This window comes from Paenibacillus sp. NMA1017, from assembly GCF_058895805.1.
Genome location: NZ_JBZXYR010000004.1, coordinates 247237 through 272767, shown reverse-complemented (window position 1 = coordinate 272767; position 25531 = coordinate 247237). Strand labels below are relative to the sequence as shown.

Sequence of the window (25531 nt, the reverse complement as noted above, 5' to 3'; positions counted from 1 at the left end):
GGATGAGAGAACATCCTTGCTTATGGAGAGGGGATTGAAATTGTGTTAAGAACACCTTTGGGGCGTGTCCGACTCATGCTCTGGATTCAAGCTATAGCTTATTTGGCAATACTATTCACCCACCAGCCGCTGCAAGCTGCGGGCATGACCCAGGCGGTTATGGTGATTGGTAACATATACCGGGTGAGCTTTTTGTTGCTCCTCGTTGCTTTAATCTATGGAAAAACAGCACTGCATTGGTCTATACGGCGGCCTCTTTTTATTATGTTTGCCTCCTTTATCCCGTTTGGTCTGATGATTATGGATTTTGTTTGGGTGCGAAAATGGACAGGGGATTCGGCAGCAGAACAGCGAGCTACATCGTAATCTTAGAAGATTTGCTTCATGTGAAGTGTCGAGGAGTTTGTCTGGCGTAAGCGGGACTGGCCCCGATGCAGTAGAAAAGAACATTACGCAGGTTGATGCGTGGTGTTCTTTTTTTGTGCACCGGAGGAATTATGAAAAATGCTGCACTAAAAATTCAGCTGCCTTGCGTCTTTGAAAGCCTTCAACCCAGTGTCCGGTAAACGGATAAATTTCAATCGTTTTCGGTGATTCAATACGGTTATAAGCGGCGAAAATCGTCTCTGGCATACACACCGTATCCTTGAACCCTACCGATACCATGATCGGGATACGAATACGATGAGCAAGATTCATCACGTCAAAATAACTTAATGTATGTAGTACCTGCTCCAAATGCTCCGGAAATCGGTTAGCAAATTCAGCTGCTTCCGTCAGTGAACTGGTAGAATTCATCATACCAAAATCCATATGACACATATTGGGAATATCCGCTACCGTAATGGCAGCTTTATCGCTGAGTGCAGCCACCATTAATGAAAGTCCGCCGCCCTGACTGGCGCCACTGATTGCGATTTTAGCCGAATCGACATCCGGCTGCTCCGCTACCCAATCTAGGGCTCTAAGGGCATCGGTTGTAATCGTTTTGTAGTAGCAGGTATCCTTATCCAATATTCCTTTCGTTACCCAGCCTTTAACCGTACCATGAGGATCACCCAGACGGTCTCCCGTTTCTCCCCCCTGACCACGGACATCTACCGCCAATACTGCAAAACCAAGCATGAGCCAGGAGGAATAATCTTCAGGATAGCCTTTTCCGCCTGTATAGCCATGAAACAGAACGATACAAGGCAGTTTTTGATCTCCGACAAATCGGGGGCGTACATACCAAGCATGCAGAGGCGTATCATCGACACCCTCAAAAGTAACCCGGTAAGCAAGAATATGAGGATATGGTGTTTCTACGAGAGTTTTGAACGCATGTACAGGTTTGGTGTGGACTTCTTCCAGTGTCTTGGCCCAGAATAAATCTATATCCTTCGGGGCGGTAAGATCGGGCTGATACTGCTTCAATTCGGCAATTCTTTTTTCAATAACATTCATAATCAAAATTCTCCTTCATATAGAATGAACTTCTCCTTAAGCTTTACCCGGTAAAGTTGACTCCTCCAGCTCTCTCAGCAGCTCAAATGCTCTTTCATTAGTGCTTCCGCACGTATCCTCATCAGCATGGAATCCACTGCATACAACGGGGCGTTCAGGTTTGCCAAACAACCGGCAATGGTAATCGGGCGTTAGCTGAGGGCAAGGAACACCAGCAGGTTTTCCATCTGGCATGCCGGGAATAGGGGAAGAAATCGTAATGGCAATACAGCACGCAGCGCATCCTACTCGACACTCCAGTTGGGGTCACTCCTTAATAATCTGTTATTTTTGTAACTTATGCATGAAGTTACATTAATGAAGCCATAATGTGAGGATGGCACAAAAAAAGCAGGAATACAAGGATAAACGCATTGGAGACACACTTATCACACAAAGAGCATAAATAGCCGGGGAGGCACGTAGGATGGTATCAAGCCCCTAAATCAGTGTTCCATTCTGTGGTAATATTAACCAGTTGAATTCTGTGTGTTCAAAAAGAGTTCGAGTGGTTAATAATAGAACACAACGATAAAAACTTAAACGAGGTGACGTAAAATGAGTTGGTTATGGGCATTGATTGTTGGTGGTATTATTGGTTGGCTGGCAGGAATTATCGCAGGTCGTGATGTTCCGGGTGGCGTGATAGGTAACATTATCGCTGGTTTTATCGGTGCATGGTTGGGTAGCTTGATTCTGGGAGACTGGGGTCCTGAAATCGGATCGTTCTACATCGTTCCTGCATTAATCGGTGCGATTGTGCTGGTCGTGATTGTAAGCTTGATCTTCCGTTCCGTTGGACGGAGCAGAGGCTAACTTTACGAATCATTGAATAGACTGGCCCTTTGGGGCACAAGGCTAAAATGGAAAAAAAGCTGCTTCCGCAAGGTTCGAAATTGAACCTGTGGGAGCAGCTTTTTTTGAGGAAAAGTGACAAATTTGTCCTATTGAAAACGCCTGATATGAGGAACACTTAGAACGCCCAGCACGATACACATGCCGATGGTTGCAAACATGCCAATGGTGAACATACCACCCAGCTTATCCGCCACAGCACCTACTGCCAGATAGCCGACAGGAAGCAGGGCAAAGGAAAACATTAGATCCAGACTAGCTACACGTCCAAAAGACTCGGCTGGGACTAATTCCTGAAGGCTTGTCTCCCAGATAATTGCAAATATCATAATGCCAAATCCTTCGAGCATCATGCTCATAATCAGTCCTGGCATCCAAGTGACTACAGACAACAGTAGTAAAGCAAGACCGCTGACAAAAGCTCCTAAGTAAGCGAGCAGACCGCGATGCTTCCAATGCTTGCGTGATCCATACACAAAGGCCCCCAGCATGGCGCCAATACCGCTACTTGCCATCGCAATGCCGTATACGACTGGATTGTAGCCATGATGAACCTTGAACAGCCACGGAATGAGTACAGCGATAATGCCTGAATAACAAATATTAATGAAGGAAAAGGCAAGGATCGTAATCCATAGCCAAGGATGGCTTTTGAGAATGGTAAAGCCTGCGATAAAATCCTTGAGAAAATGCTGTCCACCCTGATCTTGCTGTTCTGGATCTACCTGACCTTTGCCGATGATGGAGGCCAAATGAGCACTCAGCATCCAAAAACAGGCAAAAGATATCAGATAAGCGATAGAATCCAGCCCAAAGCCGATACCTGGTGAGGAAAAGGATACAATGAAGCCTCCTAACGGAGGGCCAAGTAGACGGACGGCTTGTATACTGATCTGACTAAGCGCGTTGGCTGCATTGCGTATGTCCGGTGTGAACACCTGTGCACGTAAGGCAGAATAAGCGGGATTAAAGATACCGTCCATCAATCCGTACAACGCAAGGCCAACGAATAGAAGCGGCAATTTCATCCCGCCCGTAAACATCAATACAGCCGCAAGGAACATCAGCCCAAACCGGGCGATATTCGTAAACAGAAGGAGACGGATTCGGTCAATTCTGTCCACGATCATGCCTGCGAAAGGCAGAATAAGTACGTTTGGCAGCATATAAACAGTCATCGCCAGTCCCATGATAGTAGTCGAGCCTGTTAGGGAATAGATAACCAGTGGCAAAATGACTGTGGTGACTGAGCTCCCCAACATTGCGATCCAATGTCCAAGCCACAACAAGGTGAACGCTTTGGATTGTTTTAAAGGTGAAGTGAAGGTAGCCCAGGCCGAGTGACTTCCTTCAGGTGATGTAGAGGATAAGGTTGAATTTTGGGTATCCATAATCACACTCCGGTACATATTTCTAAATTGCATATTAAAACCTAATTATACGAAATCTCTAACGTAAGGGTACAGAAAAAGTTTCTGTGAGGGGAGTTGTAATGAATAGCCTGCCAATGAAAGAGTCAACCTAGAATAACTTTTGGCCACAAAAATATATAACTTACCTTTTACATAGGGATTATTGGATAAAAGCATTGACGCGTGAAAATGAATGATGTACTATTCAATGACCAGCCGCGTGCTAGGTTATCAAGAAAAAGGGAAAGAGTGTGGATACCATGAAAAAATTTAGTTTTTTGCCGATTGTACTCATCGTGATGGCATTGCTGGTTTCGGCCTGCGGTAACAACGATAAAGGCGCCAGTACCAATAATGCATCTACCGGAGATAACGGATCTAATAATGGAAAAGCAGATACTACTGCTACTGATACTACTGCTACAGCTACTCTTGAATCTGTAAAAGCAAGCGGCAAGCTAAGAATTGGCACGGAAGGCACCTATGCTCCGTTTACCTACCATGATGCGGATGGTAAACTGACAGGCTTCGATGTCGATATTGCGACTGAAGTGAGCAAACGCCTGGGGGTACAACCGGAGTTTATCGAGACGCAATGGGACGGTATATTCGCAGGGTTGAACTCCAAGCGGTTTGACACGGTGTTCAATGAAGTATCCATTACAGATGATCGCAAGCAAAAATATGATTTTTCCGATCCGTACATTGTCTCCAAGGCAGTTCTGATCGTAAGCGAAGACAATACAGACATCCATAAATTTGCTGATCTAAAAGGGAAAAAGGCAGGGCAGTCCTTGACCAGTAACCTGACTCAAATCGCGAAAAGCAACGGTGCGGAAATTGTGGCAACAGAGGGATTCAACCAAGCCATTGACCTCCTCACTTCCAAACGGGTGGATGCGACCGTCAATGATGGATTATCCTATCTTGATCTGAAAAAGCAAAAGCCTGACGCACCCATCAAAAAGGTGGACGAATCTTCAGATGCTTCACACAGCGCAGCTGTATTCAATAAAGGCAGCGAAGATTTGATCAAGGAAGTAAACAAAGCGCTGGCAGATATGAAGGCTGACGGTACGTACCTGAAAATCTCCGAGAAATATTTTGGAGCCGACGTATCCAAATAATAAATGAAGACCAAACGTTCGCCAAGTTGAACCGAATCTTCTCAAACCTATCTTTTCAAAGGATGTCTATACAATGGATGATCGCCAAATACAAATCATTATGGATTCATTATTGCCTCTGCTAAAAGCAGGGGTTTCTTTTACGATTCCGCTCACGCTTATCTCCTTTGCTCTGGGACTCGCGCTGGCGCTGATTACAGCGTTGGCCCGGCTGTCCAAATGGAGAATACTCAAGCTGATTTTCGGCTTCTATGTTTGGGTGATTCGAGGAACTCCTTTGCTGGTGCAATTGTATATTATTTTTTATGGTTTACCTTCTGTGGGTATTACACTGGACCCGTTTATTGCTTCAGTGATCGGCTTTACCCTCAGCGTAGGGGCTTATAGCTCTGAAATTATGCGTGCGGCTATCATATCTATTCAGGAAGGCCAATGGGAGGCGGGATACTCCCTGGGGATGACGCGCTGGCAAGTATTGCGGCGTATCGTGCTTCCGCAAGCATCCCGTGTGTCCGTACCTCCGTTGGCCAATTCATTCATCAGCTTGGTGAAGGATACCTCACTGGCTGCGACTATCACTTATGTGGAAATGTTCAGAACGGCTAACCAGATTGTAGCTACCACATACGAACCACTATTGGTATATACCGAGGCGGGAGTTATTTACCTGCTGTTTAGCACTATTTTGACTGTGCTGCAAAATTACCTGGAGAAGCGACTAGGCCGTTTTTCCGTCAGATAAAGGAGATTGTACCGGTGATCCAAATTCGGAATATACACAAATCGTTCGGCTCGCTGGAAGTACTTAAGGGTGTTGACGTAACGTTGGGTAAAGGAAAAGTGCTTGTTATCATCGGTCCTTCCGGTTCTGGTAAAACAACGCTTTTACGCTGTTTGAATTTGCTGGAGGTTCCTGACCAGGGAGAAATCCAAGTAGGGGATATTGCACTGAATTTTGCGAAAGGAACGAAGCTCCGGCAAGAAAACATTTTGGCGCTGCGCAAGCGGACAGGAATGGTGTTTCAATCCTATAACCTCTTCCCGCATATGACAGCCGTACAAAATGTGATGGAGGGACAAGTCACGGTTCAGAAAAAGAGCAAGGACGAAGCGCGCAAACGTGCATTGGAGTTGCTTAACAAGGTGGGACTGGCTGATAAAGCGGAATCCTATCCGCATCAGTTATCAGGAGGACAGCAGCAACGGGTCGGTATTGCCCGGGCAATGGCGGTCGAACCTGAGGTACTCTTGTTCGACGAGCCGACCTCCGCGCTTGATCCCGAGTTGGTAGGTGAGGTGCTTAAGGTCATGAAGCAACTGGCTGCCGAAGGAATGACCATGGTCATTGTCACCCATGAAATGAAATTTGCAGCCGAGGTTGCAGACCATGTGATTTTGATGGATCAGGGTGTAATCGTTGAGCAGGGTACGCCGCATGAGGTTCTGAAGCAGCCTACCAGTTCACGGGCTATTCAGTTTTTGAATCGTCTAAGCGGGGAAGCGGAATAAAGGGAATTGAAATATTTGTTAAAATAAGCGTTTAGACTGAATAAAAAGGCAGCTACAGCCGGGCATTGAAAAAATAAAGCCTCGCACCCGTAGCTGCCTTTTGCTCATCAGTTGTCCTCTTTTATTTCAATTTTAATGTAAGCAAAAAAGTAATCAATAGAATACAGCAGCCTGCTATGAACGGAGCGAACAGATTTGCATCCAATAAAAATCCCGCTAGAGTAGGGCCTAAAATATTCCCAACACTCATATAGGCATTATTCATACCAGCTACATATCCTTGCTCATTCCCGGCCATCTTCGATAATTGTGTATTAAGGGCTGGACGAAGCATAGCTGTGGCAAAGAAAATAAGGGAAGTGACAAGGAAGATACTCCAAAAATCTTTGGCGAAGAGAAATAAAATATACGCAACCGAGGTGAAAAGAAGCGATCCTTTGATCACCCTTTGTTCACCAAACTTATTGATTATTTTAGCAACAACTAATGCTTGCATGCCGACTCCAATCACAGCACCTGCGGTCAGAATGACAGCAATATTTTGCGGTGAAAATTGGAAACGATTCGTTACATATAAACCAAGAACAGATTCAAAATTAGCGAGTCCAAAGGTCATCACCAGGATAAGTACAAAGAGCATTGTATATTTTGACTTCAACGATCTCGCGTATTGTTTGTAAATGGATTCCTTCTGAATCATTCTTGCCCGCGCTGCTTTCATTTGCTCTTTCGATAAACTTTCTGGCAAACAAAACACTGAAAAAATAACAGCAGCTATAGCAGCACCTGTTGCTGTATACAGCGGCACTCTCGTTCCATATCCTGCAAGAAGCCCCCCCAGTCCAGGTCCAATAACAAATCCGAATGACATGGCTGCGGCGAGCAGGCTGTTCCCTTTGGCGCGTTCTTCGGTTGTTGTAATATCCGCTACATATGCCATCATCGGTGGAACAATCAGGGCTGCTGCCATTCCTTCCAGAAGTCTTGAGGTATACAGCATCCATAGCTCATCTCCGATAGCAAAGATAAATTTAGCTACAGCAAAAACAATAACACCTACGACGATAAAAACTTTTCTCCCATATCGATCAGACAGCTGTCCGGTCAGGGGAGAGAGCAGGAATTGCGTTATGCCATAGGCTGCTACCAATAAACCGATTGCTCGCCCACTGGCACCAAATTCAATGATCAATTCCGGCAGAATAGGGGTAATTAAACCAACGCCCACCATAACGATGAAGATATTAATCATTAGAATTCCAAGTATTCTTTTCATGCAAAAAACCTCCTTATCCATTGGTTTCTGGATAGGAGGTAGACATACGAACAAGAAGATACACTGCTCCCGTCATAGAAGCAATGCTCTTACCGTTAATGCCCAAAGCCTACACTAATCCTATCCAGAAAATTCGTAAGATTACGATTTTTTTCTTTGTGGAATAGGATTAGTAGATCATTGGCTTAAGGTCACCCTTTCGATACTTTATTGTTTCTCAACGTAACATAAATTTCTTGATAAGGCAATGAGTGGATAACTTAAAAGAATCCAACTCGTCCTTCGGCTACATTTTTTAACCAGTCCTGTTTGCGACTCTTATCGAGTTCGCCTCGCATACCTTTAATAATCAGCTCAATATCGGCTTTTCCCTGCTCGTGCCACTCCAGAGCAGTGCTGACATACAGTTCTCCGAGCTGAGCCAAGGAAAAACCGTCAGTCATGGCTGCCGCCTTTTGTGTACCTGTTTCCCCTGCAAAAACAAGGAAGTTGCGCAGCTTGAGATACGCCAGTCGCAGCGCTTCGTCAGGCAAACTGATTTCATAGGCCCGGTCGAAACGTCCTGCCCGGTTCATCAGACCCGGGTCAATTTTTTCGGGATAATTGGTCGTTCCGATCAGGAAGATGCCCTCCTTGGATGTAGCGCCGTCGAGGGTATTCAGGAAAAAGGAACGAACCTCCTGAGGCATGGAATCAATGTCCTCAATAACCAGCACCATCGGAGCCAGGCGAGTAGCCGCCTCGAACACCTCTTTGACCGATTCACTAGTTGTATATTCTGTAATTTGCCAGTAAGCTGCCGGACCCGGCACACTGCTGGCAATTGATTTTACAAGTGTAGTTTTACCGTTGCCCGGATGGCCGTATAGCAGAATACCACGCTTATAAGGAATGTTATACGTCTGGTAGAAGGTACGATCCGCTTCAAAAAACTGATCGAGTGATCGGAAAATATCCCGTTTGATTTCCGCTTTCAAAATCACGTCATCCCGCGTAATTGCGCGGGTTATCGGCTCTGCCTGCCGAGAAAGTCCACGGCTTGTGTCCGTAAAAACGGTGACACGCTTCATATTCTGCTTACGTTCACGACCGCGTACTCCCGCGAGGAATCCTTGCAGTTCCTGGTCGCCTATCGCAAATACGTAATCTTCATTGTATACGCCATTATCACGGAAAAAGGGAACTCGCGCTAGCGCGATGCCCCACTTGGGATAGGCGAATACATTATTACGCATCGACAGATGCACGCCGTATTCAGGAGTCGGCCCGTCATCGTCATACTGGATGGTGCGTTCCTCCAAACGATCGAAGACCCGTGCCACATGCTCCAGATCGGGACTGCCTGAACGAATGTCCTCCTCCAGCAGATCCCAATACTCAATATTGGGATCATCACTGGCATACAGCACGTATTTTACGCCGTAGCGGTTATTGAGTGCTTCACTGATACCGTCAATCAGACGGGCATAAGCGGCATAACCGGTAATGCGTCCATCTGTACGCTCATCAAATTCGTAAATAGCTGGGATGTCTATACTCAAATTATTTGGCTCCTTTCAGGGCGGCTAGCGGCTTGCATTTAGCCACAACTGCTGCGAGTCCTGCCCCGGTGACACTTTCGATAATATCATCTACATTTTTGTAGGCTTGCGGAGATTCGTCGATAATGCTTTCCAGTGATGCCTGATTAACCACAATTTCGTCGTCTGTCCCTACACCCAGGGCCCCTGCAAAATCGTCCACACTGACGAGTCGTTTGGTCGCAGAACGCGAACGAATACGGCCTGCTCCATGGCAAATGGAGTGGAAGTTATCCTGACCGCCCGGTAAGCCTACCATAATATAAGAGGCTGTCCCCATAGAGCCGGGGATCAGGGCCGGATGCCCTGTCGCCTGATAAGGCCGCGGATTGTCGGGGTGTCCTGCTGGAAGAGCACGCGTAGCACCTTTACGATGCACAAACACGCTGCCGTGATCCAGATGGGATTCCTCCCAAGCATAATTGTGCATCAGATCGTACAAAGTACGCAACTCGCACTTTGTACCAAAGACATCGCGGAAGGCTTCACGCACGGAGTATGCGATGAGATGTCGGTTCACTACGGCATAATTCAGCGCCGAATACATCATATCGACATAATGTGCAGCCTCGGGATGGTCCAGCGGTGCGAATACCAGTCTCGGGTCAGAAGTACCGAGTCCGAGACGGCTCATCGTCTTGGCAATGGCAGATGAACTGGCTTGGCTGACTGCTCCACCCCAAGCCCGCGATCCAGAATGAATCATCACAGCCACCTGACCGTCGAACATCCCCCAAGCTTCAGCTATTTCACGGTTTTCCTCCGCGATTTCAATCGCCTGAATTTCGACGAAATGATTGCCTCCACCCAGTGTGCCGAGCTGTCGGTGAGCCCGATGCCATGTACGGTCTTCGACAAGATTCAGCACCTCCTCGTCAAAGGAGAACTTACTGTGCTCTACATGGGTGAGTGAGGTGGATTTCTTAGGAGTGTAGCTGTCCGGAATATATTTGTTGGGTAAGCCGTGTAGACCTTTGCGTACAATATGTTCCAGTCGGATATCCGAATAATGCCCGCGCTGGTGGGCTTCCATGGGTAAGTATTTGTCGATGGTTTTGACCAGCTTACGGCGCAGCTTGGTTTCCTTCAAAGCATCCTTGTGCAGATTGGTCAGGTGTACACGCATGCCGCAGCCAATATCACTGCCGACGATGGAGGGAGATACATAGCCGTCCTCCATTCCCCATACAGCAGTCGTACCGATGCAGGTTCCGACGCCTACATGTACATCTGGTGTGTATCCCATATAGCGGATACCTGGAATTTGTAAATTGTTATTAGCCATCTCGAACACCTTGTAATCCAGTGAGGAGAAAAGTTGCTGAGAAGCATATACGGTTAGATCACCTGCCGGAAGCTTCATCAGATGGCTGTATGGCCCTTCATGCAAGGACGAGTCGGTTGTATGTTGTATATTCATATAAATGGGTAATTCCCTTCTTTAAGTAAATTCATAAATACTTGCATAAAAAGATTTAAAAAACAAAAAAAGCCGCAGACTTGTCGTCTACGGCTTCCTGCACCGAAAGTGTCATTACATTTTATGACCAATACATCATAAATACGTAAAATAACCTGTTCTTCCAATAGCATAAAAAAATAAAAAAGCCTGGCTAATCACGCCGTTAGACAGCGTGATATCACCCATCATGTCGCCCGAACGGGGCCGATGAGACGAATACTCAAATATGTGGTTGTATCATGCTGCCTGTCTGTCGTTATCATGTAAAGCTTGGTCATGTCTGTCGGCCCCCTTTTCTTAAAGTTAATTGCTATGTTAATGGAAACCTGTGGAAGCTGTCAACCCCTGAAAGATAGAAGTGTGGAAAAATGTGATTTTACTCATGGTGAAGTGTGAGTAACATCATAGTTCAATTGGCCCGAAGCTGTTATTGTACTAAATATTCAAATATTCAGATATTGTTGGTCGTTTATAGGACAATTCTGTGAGGGGGACGGAGCAGGCATGGAAGGAGATCTCCAGAAATTTAAGGCCGACTTTTTCAAAGCATTGGCTCACCCTCTGCGCATCCGCATTTTGGAGGTGCTGAGTGAAGGGGCACGGAATGTGAACGAGCTGCAGACTGCGCTTGGTTCCGAAGGTTCTGCCGTATCGCAGCAATTGGCTGTTTTACGGGCCAAAAATTTGGTGAACAGCTTCAAGGAAGGTACATCGGTTGTGTATTCACTACGTGATCCGCTTTTGACGGAGCTGCTTGCGGTGGCGCGGCGGATTTTTGACAATCATTTGGTCGAAGCTATCTCGTTGCTGGAAGGTATACGTAACGAGAAGTAATGCTATTACAGAAAAGAAGGGTTACAGGAATGAAGTGGATAGGAAGGTTCGAAGGCTATAACGCAGATGCTTTGCGAAAGGATCTAATTTCCGGAAGTATTGTAGCGATTGTGGCAATTCCGCTCGGTATGGCGTTTGCCATTGCATCAGGAGTAAAGCCGGAATATGGGCTGTATACGACCATTGTGGCGGGAATTTTGGTTTCACTGCTGGGAGGGTCCAAATTCCAGATTGGAGGACCTACAGGTGCGTTTATTCCGATTTTGCTGGCTATTGTCATGCAATACGGTTATGAGAACTTACTCATAGCCGGTTTTATGGCGGGCATTATGCTCATTTTAATGGGTGTACTAAGGCTGGGAGCACTGATCAAGTTTATTCCCAAGCCAGTAACGATTGGCTTTACGGCTGGAATTGCCGTAACGATATTCAGTGGTCAGATTGCTAACTTCCTCGGCTTGCGCGGGGTAGAGCGGCATGAAACTTTCCTGCCTTCCATGGCAGAACTCGTCCATCGACTTCCTTCACTGAATGTGTATAGTATTCTGACGGCTTGTATCTGTCTTGCCGCGCTTATTTTGGTGCCTAAAAAATGGCCCAAGGTACCTGGTTCACTGGTCGGTCTACTCTTGTCAACGCTGGTAGCAGCCTTTCTTTTTCCAGGGCAGGTGGCTACGATTGGCTCTGCGTATGGCGCAATTCCAGCATCTTTGCCTGAGCTTCATATTCCTGCAATGACGTGGGATTTGATCGTGAAGCTCTTACCACCAGCACTTGTTATTGCAATGTTGGGAGCTATTGAATCTCTGCTTTCAGCGGTGGTAGCTGATGGGATGACAGGTGCTCGGCACAACAGTAATCGTGAACTGGTTGGACAAGGGATTGCTAACTTGCTGACACCGCTGTTCGGTGGTATTCCTGCGACGGGTGCAATTGCCCGTACCGCCACAAATATCCGTAACGGTGCTGTTTCTCCTATGTCAGGCATCGTCCATGGGTTCGTGGTGCTTCTGATTCTGGTGCTTTTTGCACCTTATGCATCTAATATTCCGTTGGCCAGTATGGCTCCGGTGTTGATGGTAGTAGCCTGGAATATGAGTGAGCGCAAGCATTTTGCGCACATTCTCAAAACACGAACAGCGGATTCTATCGTGCTGGTTGTTACCTTTTTGCTGACGGTTTTTACAACTCTGACAACGGCTGTGGAGGTAGGTCTGATTCTAGCGGTTGTATTGTTTGTTAAACGTATGAGCAGTACACTTTCAGTAGATAAGGTACTTCCTGATCCTTCTGTAAAACATGAAAAAGTAGGCGCGCATATGGTCACAGATCAGCATGATTGTCCACAGGTGGCTATTTACAATGTGGAAGGTCCTCTATTTTTCGGTGCAGCTTCGGTATTGGAAAACTCGGGTGTGGGAGGTCAGACTGACCACCTACAAGGGATTTTGTTGTTGCGTATGGGAAAGGTCCCTTTTATGGATATGACGGGAGAAGGTAACTTTACCGCATTAATCCAGAGATACCGGAAGTCTGGCGGGACGGTGCTTGTTTCCGGACTTCAGCCTCAACCGCTGGCATTACTACAGAAAACCGGATGCTACGACATGATTGGACAAAAGCATTTTTTTGAACATACAGGAGAGGCCCTTACGGCTGCCCTTGCGCTGGTGAATCAGGATCAGTGCAGTGGATGCAGGCAAATGGCTTTTCGGGAATGTAAGAGTCTATGTCGCAGACCTCAGCAAAGCAAATCTTCCTTTCCAGATGGAGCCGTATCGGTTCCCATACCTGTAAATAGCGGCAGATAACACTCTTTTAAAGTTGTTGCTGAATGCCGAAAAATCTCTTCTAATCTCCGAAACCAAGTGCACATTGAAGACTTGCATTTGTTTCGAAAATGGAAGAGATTTTTCTCTTCTTCAAGAAAAAAAGGAATAAAATTCAAAAAACGCTTGAATATCTGATTTTATGACACTATACTAGATTCAAAAGATACCATATGTTTCATTCTTTTGTTCTAAATTGTATTTTAATACTTGCATATCTACCTCCTCGATCACTTCTAGTTTCTTACCCTACCTTTCTTCATTTTTTCACTTACCATTTTCAAATTTGTCCAACTGTTCCTACCTGATGCTCGTTCTTTGCGGTCTGCACCAAGGGTTGTTCACCTCAGCATGATGACCTATGGATTTCACCCCAGCGGAATCTATTTTTTTTAAAGGAGGTGAGTACCAGAGGCTATTTTGTGAGCTTTTGACGTAGCTGCCGGGAAGGTTGTCCTTGAGAATTAAAAAACCAAGTAAAGGGAGATGGAAAGTATTGATTAAGTCAAAAAATATCAAAAAGACGCTGTCGGTCAGTTTTACCGCTCTTCTTGCTTTTTCCCTGATTTCTCCGGTGTATGGAGATTCCAGCACAACCTCCTCAGCAGGAGCATCGACCATTTCCGCCAAAGTTTCTGCCAAGCTGAACCAACAATTCAGTGCCAGTGAGTATGTTACGTATCTGGTTAAATTGAAAGATCAGGTGGATACGGAGTCGGTTGCCAAGCATGCTTTCCAAAAGGCCTCTGCGGAGCAAATTTCACCTGCTGCCGCTAAGCTTTCTGTACGTACAACGGTTGTGAACTCTCTCATGGATACAGCAGAAAAAACACAACAATCCGTGGAAGAATACTTAAAGAAGGAAGTCAATAACGGAAACGTCAAAAAGTACAAGAGTTACTTTATCGTGAACGCATTTGCGGTAACCAGTACCAAAGAGGTCATGGATAATCTCGCCACACTTCCTGAGATCGACAAAATTTTACCGGATGAAAAGCGGGAACTGCAAAAGGTAGAAATAGATAGGGATGCCCAGCCTATAGTTGAGGAATCGACAGCTGACCAAGCGGTTGCAGATCAAGCCGCTGTAGACACGGCTGTAACGGAAGAGAAGGCACAAAAATCGGTGGAAGAATCCGTGTATAAGGATGCGGTAACGCCAAGCCGTGTCGAATGGAATATTTCTAAAATCAAAGCACCACAGGTTTGGGCCAAAGGCATTGACGGCAAAGGTATTGTCGTCGCCAATCTGGATACAGGCGTTGAATATACTCACCCGGCGCTGAAAAGAAAATGGCGTGGTCTGAACGCTTCCGGTCAGGTCGTTAATCCAGAACTGAGCTGGTATGATGCGGTTGATGGAGCATCGCTGCCAACTGATTCAAATGGACATGGTACACATACGATGGGTACAAGCGTTGGCTCGGATAGCAACGGTACGAATCAAATCGGTGTTGCTCCAGGTGCCAAATGGATTGCCGTTCGAGTATTCAATCCAGATACCACAGACTCCATCTTGCTGGACGGTGGACAGTGGATTCTTGCTCCTGTAGATAAAAATGGCAAAAAGCATCCTGAGCTTGCACCGGATGTGGTGAATAACTCTTGGGGCGGCGGGCCTGGCCTGGATGAATGGTATCGTCCAGTCACCAAGGCGTGGCGAGCGGCTCAGATTTTCCCTGAGTTCTCCGCTGGCAACACAACATTGTCCAATCCGGGCGGACCTGGGTCGGTAGCCAATCCGGCAAATCTGCCGGAAGCTTATGCGACAGGAGCCACCGACGTTAACAACAAGCTGGCCAGCTTCTCGCTGCGCGGTCCTTCTCCTTATGGCGAAGTGAAGCCTGAAATTTCGGCTCCTGGTGTAAACATCCGTTCCTCTGTACCGGGCGGAGTTTATGAGGGGGGATGGAACGGTACCTCCATGGCAGGTCCGCATACTGCTGGATTAGCGGCATTACTGCTTCAGGCCAAACCATCTTTGACCGTGGATCAACTGGAGGATGTTATTTCAAAAACCGCGACGCCGCTGACAGACAGCCAGTATCGGACTTCACCGAACAATGGTTACGGATATGGTCTGATCGACGCGCTTGCTGCAGTCAATTCAGTACTTAAGTAAAAATAATCAGACAGGATTAAGAAAGACCCCTGAAAATCCCTTTGAGTGGCTCGTACCGAGATTGCATACACCTGTTAACCGTGTAATGCACTATTTACGTAGCCACAAAAAAGGGGTTTTCGTACATAAAAGAATATAAAAGTCATAGAATTTCAAGAAAAATGCAAAAAAATGACTTGTATATCTATTTTGATAACTTTATACTATTCCATAATATATGATTATATATCAATTTTTAATATAAACTGTAATGATATAACATGTCTTTCTTCGAAGTTCTCCTGCTTTTTCTCCTTGGTTTCTACTGAATTTCATCGCTTACTATTGGGATTGTAAACTCACCTATGAAGTACTGCCACCTATGAACAGCCAAATATTTTTGTGCCTCTATATTCTATGAAGGAGGTGGTCGCCAACCACATCGTGTTGCGCAACCCGTGTGATTGATGTGTAAGGTATGAGGTCTTACTCTGTACAGGTTATTCCAGAAACATTAAACCTAGTAAAAGGAGTGGAGAAGTAATTGATTAAACCTAAACGATTCAAGAAACCACTATCTATCGGACTATCTTTGCTTATGGCCTTTTCCTTTGTTCAACCCGCTTTGGCGAATAACACACCGGATGGCTCCAAGCTGGAGCTGAAATCTGCCTCGCACAAGGTCACGACCGCGAAGGTGTCCCCGAAACTGACCAAACAGTTTGAGGAGAATAACTATGTTACCTATCTGGTCAAGTTAAAAGAACAGGTAGACACCAACAAGGTTTCCAAAAATGCACTCCAAAAGGCCTCACTTGAGAAAATAACACCTTCCGCTGCCAAAATGGCTGCACGCAGCCATGTGATCAGCTCTCTGCGTGAAACGGCTTCAAGAACCCAATATGGGCTTGAAAATTATTTGGATAAGCAATCAGAGAGCGGCGGAGTGAAGGAATATAAAAGCTTTTTTATTGTCAATGCATTGGCTGTAACAAGCACCAAGGAGGTGCTGGATCATATTTCGCAGCTACCTGAGGTTGATAAAGTCTTGCCGAATGAAACGCGTTATCTGCAAAAGGTGACGGTTGACAAGCAAGCAGAGGGAGCAAATGCCAAAACGGCTGAAACAGCGACAGCAGCAACGGCGAAGTCTGCAACGGTAGAGAAAGCTGTAGAACTGGAGAAGGACGATGGCAAAACATCGGCTAAGCCTGGCAATGCAGGTAAAAACGCTGTAGACCCATCTACGGTGGAATGGAACATATCCCATATTAACGCACCACAAGTGTGGGAAAAAGGAATCGACGGAACCGGAATCGTGGTCGCGAATCTGGATACAGGTGTAGATTATACACATCCGGCTCTGCATCGTAAATGGCGTGGTCTGGACGCGGCAGGCAATGTCGTGAATCCCGAGCTGAGCTGGTATGATCCGCATAGTCATGCAACGCTTCCGGTCGATCAGGAAGACGATTCCCATGGTACACATACGATGGGTACGATGGTCGGCTCTGAGGAAAATGGAACGAACCGAGTGGGCGTTGCCCCTGGTGCAAAGTGGATTGCGGTTCGGATTTTTAATCCGGAAACGACAGATGCGATTATACTGGATGGCGGCCAATGGCTGCTTGCGCCAAAAGATGCCCAAGGGAATCTTCATCCCGAGCTTGCTCCAGACGTAGTGAACAACTCGTGGGGAGGCGGACCGGGTCTTGATGAATGGTTCCGGCCTGTGGTTCAGGCATGGCGGGATGCTCAAATCTTCCCCGAATTCTCTGCAGGTAACACCTCTCTTTCCAATCCGGGCGGACCTGCCTCAGTAGCCAATCCGGCAAACTATCCGGAATCCTTCGCAACTGGAGCCACGGATAGCAATGATAATCTGGCCAGCTTCTCATTGTTAGGACCATCACCCTATGGTGAGGTGAAGCCAGAAGTTTCCGCGCCGGGTGTTAATATCCGGTCATCTGTCGCTGGCGGCGGCTATAAAGGCGGATATAACGGTACTTCTATGGCGGGACCTCATGTTGCGGCCCTTGCAGCGCTGTTGCTGCAAGCGAATCATTCGCTTACCGTAGATCAGCTTGAGGAAATTTTGATGAACACAGCTACACCGCGCACGGACAGCACATATCCTACTTCGCCAAACAATGGCTACGGACATGGTGTCATTAATGCGCTGGATGCAGTCGGTTCGGTCATGCAAGGTCTGGGCTCCGTGTCTGGTAAAGTTGTAACGGGTGGCGACGATCTGGAAGCACCTGTTCTCGAGCATACACCGCCCGCTGCGGCATTCGAGGGTATTGATATACCTCTTACTGCTCATGTAACGGATGATGTCGGCGTGACAGCCGTTGAGGCATTTGCTAAAACAGCGGGTACGTCAAACTATGTATATATTCCGTTGGAACGGACCTCGGGCGACAGCAAAGATGGTACATATCAAGCATCCATCCCGACTTTTTTGGTGGACAGCGCTGGTCTGGAATACTACATTCGTGTAAATGATTACGGTAATAACGGATTTGAAACTGAAGTATATAAGGTGAAAATCTCCAAAGGCGTAAAACCAGGCTACACACAAGATTTTGAAAAAGACATTGCCGGTATTAATATCGGTGGACAGGGTAGTGTTTGGAAATGGGGAGCTCCAACAAGCGGCCCTAAAAGCGCACATTCGGGTACAAAGGTCATCGCGACCAATCTCGAAGGCCAATATCAGGCCAACTCCAACAGTTATTTTATGGCCCCTCCGATTGATCTGACCGAGAGCTCAAAAGGGGCACTGGTCAGCTTCAAGCATTGGTACGATCTTGAAAATAATTCTGATTTCGGCAAAGTGTACGTGGCAACCACAAACAATCAGAATGCGTTTGAGCAGGTATTATCGTTTACTGGCACCAGCAACGGCTGGAAAACACAATATCTTGATTTGCGGGCATTCGCAGGTCAAAAGGTATACCTCCTGTTCAACTTTACTAGTGACAATACGGTTGTGAAAGATGGCTGGTATATTGACGATCTGTCGATTCAGGAGCCAGACACCGTTGCACCTGCTGCGCCGAGCAATTTGACTGCTGAAGCAGATACTGTAGGCAACGTCACGCTGGCCTGGAATGCTTCCTCCGATGAAGATGTGAAGCAGTATAAGGTGTATCGTTCTACCCAATCAGGCAAAAATTATACTTCTATCGGTACAACCTCAGCACTGACACTCACAGATACCATCACGGTCGGTGGAGCGACTTATCATTATGCAGTGGCGGCTGAGGATTATAGTGGCAATGAAGGAATCAAGTCGAATGAGGCTTCTCTGAGAGTAGACGTGCCGGATACGCTGTATAGCGATCATTTTGACGGCAGCTCGGATAATGGCTGGACTCATTCCGGTACCAAGGATGAGTGGGAACGCGGCATTCCTAAGGAAGTAGGACCAGAGAGTGCGGTGTCCAAACCGAATGTGTGGGCAACCGATCTTGATAGCAATTATGAGAACGGAGCTGATTTTTCGCTGGTTTCTCCAAAAATTAATTTGAATGGTATACACAACGCAACACTGACCTTCAATCACTGGTTTGAAATTGAGGCTGGCTATGATTACGGTTATGTTGAAGTGTCCAAAAATAATGGCGACACGTGGAGCGAGCTGGGCAAGTTCTCTCATAATACCAGTGGAAAGAAATGGACCCCGGTTTATTACAGTTTAGATAGCTACACTGGAAATGAGATTCAAATTCGCTTCCGTTTGAAATCAGATAACAGTGTCAACAAGAACGGCTGGTACATTGACGATTTCCGTGTGTTGGGCATTCCAGCTGCGACAGTGACCAAAGACATTGTACCTGAGTCGAATATCAAGCTGGAAAAAGCGGAAGAACAGTTCCCGCTGTACAAAATTACAAGCACTGAAAAGAGCGAATTCCAGGAGAAAGTGAAGCCGACAGAAACAACGGTAGATAGTGGACGTGTCGGGCTCGACAGTCTTCCAGCCAGCGCTACGGTTACGGTATTGGAAACCGGACGTTCGGTGAAAACGGATCCGACCACGGGAAAATACAGCTTCACCCATGTAGCCGGCGACTATACGCTGAAGGCTGAAGCCTATGGTTATGTGCCTCAAACGAAAGCAGTCACGATTGAGAATAACAAAGTCATCAGAGCAAACTTTAGTCTTCAGGCCGTACCTCACGGTACGATTCACGGGGTCATTACCGACAAGCAATCCGGTGAACCGATCCAAAAAGCGAAAGTGTTGGTGCTGGAGGATGCACGTATTGCTCCGGTAGAGACGAATGAAGCTGGAGAATTTACGCTGGACGTGCTGGAAGGAACATACACATTGTCCATTTCAGCTGAGAATTATTATAGTGACAGTGTATCCGTTACTGCTCCTGCGAACGGTAGTGTGGAAGCGAATGTCACGTTGAAACCTTTCATTGGGTTCCAGGGAGGCATTGCCTACGATGACGGGACAGGAGAAAATGCCAGAGCCTTTAACGCGGCAGGCAATTCATGGGCAGTCAGAATGACGCCTGAGTCGGAAGTGGCTCAAGTGACAGGAGCATCGCTTTTGTTCTGGAACTCTGCCTTCCCGAATCCAGGAGGAACGGCATTCCAATATTCTGTCTATGACGCCTCCGGTGCGGCAGGAGCACCTGGACGATTATTGGCTGGTCCATTCGACGGGACTGCCGTAAGGGATGAGACACAATGGACGACGGTGCAGCTTCCGGAGCCGGTGACGGTTCAAGGCGACTTCTACATCGTATATACACAGTCTGCTGTAGGCACACAGTCGCCGGGTCTTGCTACAGATGAGAGTGGCCCGAATGCACTTCGCAGCTGGCAAGGTGTAAGCGGCACATGGAGCCAATCACCTGAGGAGGAAGGGAACTACATGATCCGGGCTATCGTCAGATATCCGGTGAATGCCCCAACGATTACGACTCCTACGAAGGCTACGTATACGCAGGAAGAGACGATTACCATAACAGGAACTTCCCCGGCAGAAGGAGCCGATATTCAGCTCTTTAACGGCAAGGAGCTGGCTGGCACAACGAAGGTGAAGGATCGTCAGTTCAGTCTGTCGGTCGATCTTCAGCCAGGTGCTAATCCGCTGAGTGTTCAAGCAGCGGTATACGGCAAAGTAACGGACCGTTCTGAGCCGGTAGTTGTGACGCTCGATCAGACTAAACCGGGTCTGATCCTGACTTCACCTGATGAAGGGGCGCGTACAAACGCGGGTGTAGTCAGTGTAGTCGGTACCGTGTATGACGAGTTCCTCACCGAATTGACGATTAATGGTGAGCCCGCTGAATTTGGAAGTGACGGCAGCTTTAACAAGCGATTGCTTATCGACGAAGGTGAAAATCAAATTACGGTGACGGCCAAGGATCTTGCCGAAAACGAAACAACCGTTACGCGCTCGGTGTATGTCGATACAGCTCTACCGAAGCTTGAAAACATTAGCCCTGCTGAGGATGTGCGTATTACTCCAGGGCAGCCGGTACGAGTATCCTTTGACAGTGCATCCGGTTTGGAGGCGTCCTTCCATGTGGAGCTGCCTTTCAACCTGTCCACTTTGGGCCGCAACGATATTCCATTAAATGAAACTTCGTCAGGCCACTATGAAGGTACTTATTTCACTTCATCTTCTCTGAACCTGGAAGGCGGAGTCATCGTGATCCGGGTAAGGGATGCAGCGGGAAATGAAGTGGAGACGGAGGCGCCGGGAAAATTGTATGTAACCAATGGTGGAGGACAGAACCCTGATCCGAATCCACCTACATCCAATGAAAAGCCAGTAGCCATTATTCAGGCTAATGAATCAGCTAAGAAGAACAAAAATGTACAATTTAACGCCAAAGCTTCCCGTGATATAGATGGTGAAATCGTCAGTTACAGCTGGAATTTTGGCGATGGTGATACGGCGGTCGGTTCCAAGGTGAAACATAAATTCACCACAGCTGGAACGTATACCGTAGAGCTAACGGTGACGGATAATGACGGCGCAAGTGGTAAGACTGTGCATACGATCACGATCCGTTAACAGCCAGTAGGAAAGGAAATGCTTCTTTTAGAATAACAATGAAGGCCCACAGCAAGCCACGGTTTATAGAGGCTGCTGTGGGCCATTTTTAATTGTCGAGCCGTTCAGGAAGCGATACAATGAATAATGGTCATAAAGTGAATCGTTTCACAATAATATTTTTTAGCAGGAGAGGATTATATGATTCATTTGCAAAAAGAAAGCGGACGTATCCGTCTTGTACTGGATGCCTATTTTATGGGGGAAGATATCATTGTACTCATTTCAGGCGGTGATCAGCCCCATTTGGGAACGATTACAGCAGGGGCCAGACTGGAGCCGATTCAAACTGTGCAATTGCAAAATCACAAGGAGTTTTATATTACCGAAGAAATTGCAGTTCGCTTGCGAAAAGAGTTTGCGGGCAATTTTGCCATTTGCTGCGGGACACATTTGGATCATGCAACCAAGGACGAAATCCGAGTGCTGACAGATATGGCTATACAACTGGGAAAAGAGCTCATTGGAGAACTCAAGCAAGCACGCTAGTAGCAACCTTTTTAAGTGAACTCCCGAAAGAGCAGATTGCGATATGGGTACTTACTAAAGGGATACTTAAAAAGCAATGCAAAGCCATCATCCTCAATTTGTACAGATTTCAGCGCAGAGGATGTAATCAAACTACGAATCATGACATGAACTGCACGCTGGTCTTGTCTGTTGATCGCTTTGGCTAAGGCAGAAGCAAAACATGGATTGCGTGCCAATTCGCGATACAGCGGAAAAACGACTTTTGCGATGGCGCGATGAACTCTTGGCTCAAACGTAAACTGCACAGTTCCCGGTGGAATCGTTGTTCCATTCGTATAATAGAGCATCGGTGGCTGAGCTAAAAAGGAAATAAAGTAGCCGATGCCATTCGTGCCTAAGCCTTGTTTGGCGGCAAATGGCGCTACTGAGCAGAGAAGAGATTTCATCCGATCCAAATTGCCCTGAACGACAGCTCGTGACCATTGAACTGCAAACGCACGGCGAGTTGCAATAGCTTTGTAAAATGGCAGCATGGCAGTGGAAATGATCCTAAGTGTGTTTGCATTTAAACGTTTGTGAGGCGAGCCCTTTCTGCGGGATGTTGCACGATATAGCATAGCTCCGACCTCCTTGGCAGGATGCTCTCATGGAGCGCAATTGATCTGTAACAGGTAAAATACTGTATGCCCGGTTACCTCAAAAAGTGCTAATATCGCTATGTTTCTTCTTTTTAACGTGCTAATTTAAATAAGTACTGTCCTGATTTGTAAGATTGTGGTACCCTAGAACTTATATAATTGCTATTTTTCGTATTGGAGTTGAATTTAACAGATGAGTGATTTGTACAAGGAGCCTCGATCTTCCGATCCTTATCAGGAGACGAACGATTATAACGCCCCATTTAACCAGCCCCCAGTAGTTCCACCTACAAATAGTAAAGCTGTTGCGTCGATGGTGCTCGGGATTTTATCTGTTGTTATTCCCTATCTTGGGTTGATCATCGGAATTGTGGGTATTATTTTGTCCAGTCTTTCCCTGAAGGAAATTAACCGTCATGGCGAGCAGGGCAGAGGTATGGCTATTGCTGGACTGGTATGTAGTATTATCGGTACACTGATTTATACACTGATTATCATTTTTATAGTTATTGTTTTTATTGTAGCGGCCTCCAGTGGCGATCCGGATATTTTTTCAGACATTTAATGAATTGAAGAATGCTTGAGCCAGACAAACCATTCACGATTTGACTATTGGATGCTATGATAAAAGGAGTCCAATGAAGGAGAGTGAAGCCGTATGGCACGTACTCAAACACAAAAAGCGCTGAGCAAAGCAAAACGCGCTGGAATCTATTGTGCGGCACAGAGCCGCAAAACGAATGACCATTATGGCGAGATTTCACAGCACATGCGAATGAAGCCGACCAAGCAGGAACAATTACAAAAGGTCAAGCACAAGAAGCGAATCGTTCAGAGCGACGCTTCTTTTTTTGTCTTTAGAGAGAACAGAAGTGTCCTTTTCGGCGTGGATTTATAAAGTAGCAGTGAAATGATTGTATACAAGCGAATAGCGCTTTTCTGTACCGAAAAAGGACTTGATAATAATTATCATTCTTGTTAGAATATCATAAGAAAGAAGGAACCCGGGCATGGGCTCCTTCATTATAAAGCTAGGCTTGAAATCAAAGATTTACTTGGCTTCGAAGGTTTTGCAGTCTGTTTCTTCGGATTTGTGAGTGTCTTCAGGTCTGTTGCTTACGATGTAAATAGAGCTAGCGCTGCATTTATTCTCTTGGGCCCAGTACGTACATGAATTGACTTCACACAGAACGTCTTTTGCCATGTTATACACCTCCTTATATGGATGTGATGGGCTGAGCAAATAGTATCACGGTCAGTCAAGGTAGGACTTGTCCAACTGTGCTTACCCTCTTTAGGAAGAGGGGCTTTGCTATGCCTACCTGTACAATATCAAATGAATTTTATAATTGCAATGTTTGCTTCATTTTGCAGCTCAAAGCGGACACAACGGTCCCTTTTAATTAAAAACAAAAGCTGTCCTCCATGCAGAACGAAATGTTTATCTGCTGGAGAACAGCTTTTTTTGTTTTTCTGACAAAATGACAGTATTAAAGACTTAGCGCACGTTAGGAATATTTACGATGGGATCAATGTCAGCATCATAGTCTACACCCTCGAACTCAAAGCCGAACAGTTGGAAAAATTCGTGACGATATCCTTCAAGATCTGACAATTCGTAGATATTGTTGGTCGTCAGCGCCTCCCATATCTTCTCAACCTCATCCTGCACGTCTTCGCGCAGTTCCCAATCATCAATGCGAATACGTCCTTCTTCATCTACAGGAGTCTCTGGTGCGTACAGACGCTCAGCAAACAGGCGGTAGCTCTGTTCTACGCACCCTTCATGCAGCCCTTTTTCCTTCATTACCTTATATAAAGCAGAAATATACAGAGGAACGACAGGGATAGCGGAGCTAGATTGGGTAACGAGTCCTTTGGTGACTGCGACGAAGGCGCGTCCGCCTGTAACTTTCAGCTGATCGTTCAGCTGACATGCTGTTTCCTCCAGATGATCCTTTGCACTTCCAATACTGCCCTCTCTGTAGATGGCTTGTGTAATATCTGAACCGATGTACGAAAAAGAGAAGGTAGTTGCAGTATCGGCGAGTACGCCGCCAGCACGCAAGGCGTCAATCCACAATTTCCAGTCCTCACCGCCCATAACCTCTACAGTTCCTTGTACCTCTTCTTCTGTTGCGGGTTCGAGCGTCACGCTGCTGACTTCCCCGGTGTGGAAGTTGACGGTCTTGTTTGTGTAAGGCTTACCAATAGGTTTAAGCACGGAATTAAACGTTTCGCCTGTGCGGGGATTTGTACGGCGACCTGAAGCGACACTGTAAACCACCAGATCGACTTGTCCCAGTTCTTCGCGAATGGCTTCCACCGTTTTGGCTTTGACCTCATCCGAGAAGGCATCTCCTGTCACGCTTAAGGATTTAAGCCCAGCTTCCTGAGCAGCTTTTTCAAATGCAGCAGAATTGTACCAGCCTGCCGATGCTGTACGTGTGGCCGTAGCATTACTAGGGCGATATACACCAATTGTATTGGCACGCGCACCGAAGGCGGCAGTAATGCGAGAAGCCAACCCATATCCGGCAGATGCCCCGATCACAAGTACATTACGGGGGCCCTGGATAGCAGGACGGGCCTGTACATAGTCAATTTGCTCCTGAACATGTTGGGCACAGCCCACCGGATGAGCAGTGGTGCAGATAAAGCCACGTGTTCTTGGTTTGATAATCATGTTATTGTAATTCCTCTCTTCTTGTAGCGATCTTCACACTTACTATTTTAACTTTTAACTATTTTTTTTCAAACGTGGATTTCAGTAAGTATCCTTTTTACCCAAAAGTGTATCCTTGCACGGGGTGGCAAGTGCCTAAGGGCCTGCATATGATGCTGTAACGATAAATACGAGAAGG

General features: G+C 46.5%; 21 protein-coding genes. 12 read left to right on the top strand and 9 right to left on the bottom strand.

Going from position 1 to position 25531, the window contains the following annotated elements; translation table 11 throughout:
- Positions 1–42: 42 nt before the first annotated feature.
- Positions 43–366, top strand: coding sequence for a DUF3817 domain-containing protein (locus AC5ELV_RS13405; protein WP_452567340.1), 324 nt, complete (start codon positions 43–45; stop codon positions 364–366).
- Positions 367–495: 129 nt separating this feature from the next.
- Here the strand turns inward: AC5ELV_RS13405 and AC5ELV_RS13400 are convergent, their stop codons facing one another.
- Both AC5ELV_RS13400 and AC5ELV_RS13395 read right to left on the bottom strand, forming a co-directional pair.
- On the bottom strand, positions 496–1446 hold the full coding sequence (locus tag AC5ELV_RS13400) for an acetylxylan esterase (RefSeq protein ID WP_493430602.1): 951 nt from the start codon (positions 1444–1446) through the stop codon (positions 496–498).
- 36 nt (positions 1447–1482) lie between these two features.
- A complete protein-coding gene (locus tag AC5ELV_RS13395) occupies positions 1483–1746 on the bottom strand; it encodes a YkgJ family cysteine cluster protein (protein ID WP_493430708.1) in 264 nt (87 codons plus the stop codon).
- 297 nt (positions 1747–2043) lie between these two features.
- Here AC5ELV_RS13395 and AC5ELV_RS13390 point away from each other — a divergent pair, with 297 nt between their 5' ends.
- Positions 2044–2301 (top strand): GlsB/YeaQ/YmgE family stress response membrane protein, encoded by a 258-nt coding sequence (locus AC5ELV_RS13390; protein ID WP_025686368.1) that lies wholly within the window; start codon positions 2044–2046, stop codon positions 2299–2301.
- Between the two features lie 128 nt (positions 2302–2429).
- On the opposite strand, the gene AC5ELV_RS13385 is transcribed toward AC5ELV_RS13390, so the two are convergent.
- Complete coding sequence (locus tag AC5ELV_RS13385) at positions 2430–3731, bottom strand: MFS transporter (RefSeq protein WP_493430601.1); 1302 nt, start codon at positions 3729–3731, stop codon at positions 2430–2432.
- A 281-nt stretch (positions 3732–4012) separates the two neighbouring features.
- On the opposite strand from AC5ELV_RS13385, the gene AC5ELV_RS13380 reads away from it, so the two are divergent.
- The 3 genes from AC5ELV_RS13380 to AC5ELV_RS13370 all read left to right on the top strand — a co-directional run bounded on the left by AC5ELV_RS13380 (position 4013) and on the right by AC5ELV_RS13370 (position 6388).
- Positions 4013–4879 (top strand): amino acid ABC transporter substrate-binding protein, encoded by an 867-nt coding sequence (locus tag AC5ELV_RS13380; protein WP_493430600.1) that lies wholly within the window; start codon positions 4013–4015, stop codon positions 4877–4879.
- A 73-nt stretch (positions 4880–4952) separates the two neighbouring features.
- Positions 4953–5621 carry an amino acid ABC transporter permease gene (locus AC5ELV_RS13375; protein ID WP_493430599.1) on the top strand — a complete coding sequence of 223 codons (669 nt, stop codon included), beginning with the start codon at positions 4953–4955 and terminating at the stop codon, positions 5619–5621.
- A 14-nt stretch (positions 5622–5635) separates the two neighbouring features.
- Positions 5636–6388, top strand: a complete 753-nt coding sequence (locus AC5ELV_RS13370) for an amino acid ABC transporter ATP-binding protein (RefSeq protein WP_493430598.1) — start codon at positions 5636–5638, stop codon at positions 6386–6388.
- Positions 6389–6509: 121 nt separating this feature from the next.
- Here AC5ELV_RS13370 and AC5ELV_RS13365 read toward each other — a convergent pair whose 3' ends face one another.
- The 3 genes from AC5ELV_RS13365 to AC5ELV_RS13355 form a co-directional block, all read right to left on the bottom strand.
- Positions 6510–7664 carry an MFS transporter gene (locus tag AC5ELV_RS13365; protein ID WP_493430597.1) on the bottom strand — a complete coding sequence of 385 codons (1155 nt, stop codon included), beginning with the start codon at positions 7662–7664 and terminating at the stop codon, positions 6510–6512.
- A 260-nt stretch (positions 7665–7924) separates the two neighbouring features.
- Positions 7925–9205 carry an AAA family ATPase gene (locus tag AC5ELV_RS13360; protein WP_493430596.1) on the bottom strand — a complete coding sequence of 427 codons (1281 nt, stop codon included), beginning with the start codon at positions 9203–9205 and terminating at the stop codon, positions 7925–7927.
- Position 9206: 1 nt separating this feature from the next.
- Positions 9207–10664, bottom strand: coding sequence for an RtcB family protein (locus AC5ELV_RS13355; RefSeq protein ID WP_493430595.1), 1458 nt, complete (start codon positions 10662–10664; stop codon positions 9207–9209).
- 546 nt (positions 10665–11210) lie between these two features.
- On the opposite strand from AC5ELV_RS13355, the gene AC5ELV_RS13350 reads away from it, so the two are divergent.
- The 5 genes from AC5ELV_RS13350 (at position 11211) to lpdD (ending at position 22047) form a co-directional block, all read left to right on the top strand.
- Positions 11211–11540, top strand: coding sequence for an ArsR/SmtB family transcription factor (locus AC5ELV_RS13350; protein ID WP_493430594.1), 330 nt, complete (start codon positions 11211–11213; stop codon positions 11538–11540).
- Positions 11541–11569: 29 nt separating this feature from the next.
- Positions 11570–13351: a SulP family inorganic anion transporter gene (locus AC5ELV_RS13345; RefSeq protein ID WP_493430593.1), complete on the top strand. Its 1782-nt coding sequence runs from the start codon at positions 11570–11572 to the stop codon at positions 13349–13351.
- Positions 13352–13865: 514 nt separating this feature from the next.
- Positions 13866–15491, top strand: a complete 1626-nt coding sequence (locus tag AC5ELV_RS13340; RefSeq protein WP_493430592.1) for a S8 family serine peptidase — start codon at positions 13866–13868, stop codon at positions 15489–15491.
- Positions 15492–16014: 523 nt separating this feature from the next.
- Positions 16015–21519 (top strand): S8 family serine peptidase, encoded by a 5505-nt coding sequence (locus AC5ELV_RS13335; protein WP_493430591.1) that lies wholly within the window; start codon positions 16015–16017, stop codon positions 21517–21519.
- A gap of 180 nt (positions 21520–21699) precedes the next feature.
- The gene (lpdD, locus tag AC5ELV_RS13330; protein WP_250239965.1) at positions 21700–22047 is read left to right on the top strand and encodes a prenylated flavin chaperone LpdD; all 348 of its coding nucleotides are present in this window, start codon (positions 21700–21702) and stop codon (positions 22045–22047) included.
- An 11-nt stretch (positions 22048–22058) separates the two neighbouring features.
- Here the strand turns inward: lpdD and AC5ELV_RS13325 are convergent, their stop codons facing one another.
- Positions 22059–22646, bottom strand: coding sequence for a hypothetical protein (locus AC5ELV_RS13325; protein WP_493430590.1), 588 nt, complete (start codon positions 22644–22646; stop codon positions 22059–22061).
- Between the two features lie 214 nt (positions 22647–22860).
- Here AC5ELV_RS13325 and AC5ELV_RS13320 point away from each other — a divergent pair, with 214 nt between their 5' ends.
- Together AC5ELV_RS13320 and brfA are read left to right on the top strand one after the other, a co-directional pair.
- Positions 22861–23232, top strand: a complete 372-nt coding sequence (locus tag AC5ELV_RS13320) for a DUF4190 domain-containing protein (protein WP_493430589.1) — start codon at positions 22861–22863, stop codon at positions 23230–23232.
- Between the two features lie 93 nt (positions 23233–23325).
- Positions 23326–23565 (top strand): ribosome rescue factor BrfA, encoded by a 240-nt coding sequence (brfA, locus tag AC5ELV_RS13315; RefSeq protein WP_493430588.1) that lies wholly within the window; start codon positions 23326–23328, stop codon positions 23563–23565.
- A gap of 153 nt (positions 23566–23718) precedes the next feature.
- Here the strand turns inward: brfA and AC5ELV_RS13310 are convergent, their stop codons facing one another.
- Both AC5ELV_RS13310 and fabV read right to left on the bottom strand, forming a co-directional pair.
- Positions 23719–23871, bottom strand: a complete 153-nt coding sequence (locus tag AC5ELV_RS13310; protein ID WP_013311427.1) for a DUF1540 domain-containing protein — start codon at positions 23869–23871, stop codon at positions 23719–23721.
- 294 nt (positions 23872–24165) lie between these two features.
- Entirely contained in the window at positions 24166–25353 is a 1188-nt protein-coding gene (gene fabV, locus AC5ELV_RS13305; RefSeq protein ID WP_493430587.1) for an enoyl-ACP reductase FabV, read from the bottom strand.
- Between the last annotated feature and the right edge of the window lie 178 nt (positions 25354–25531).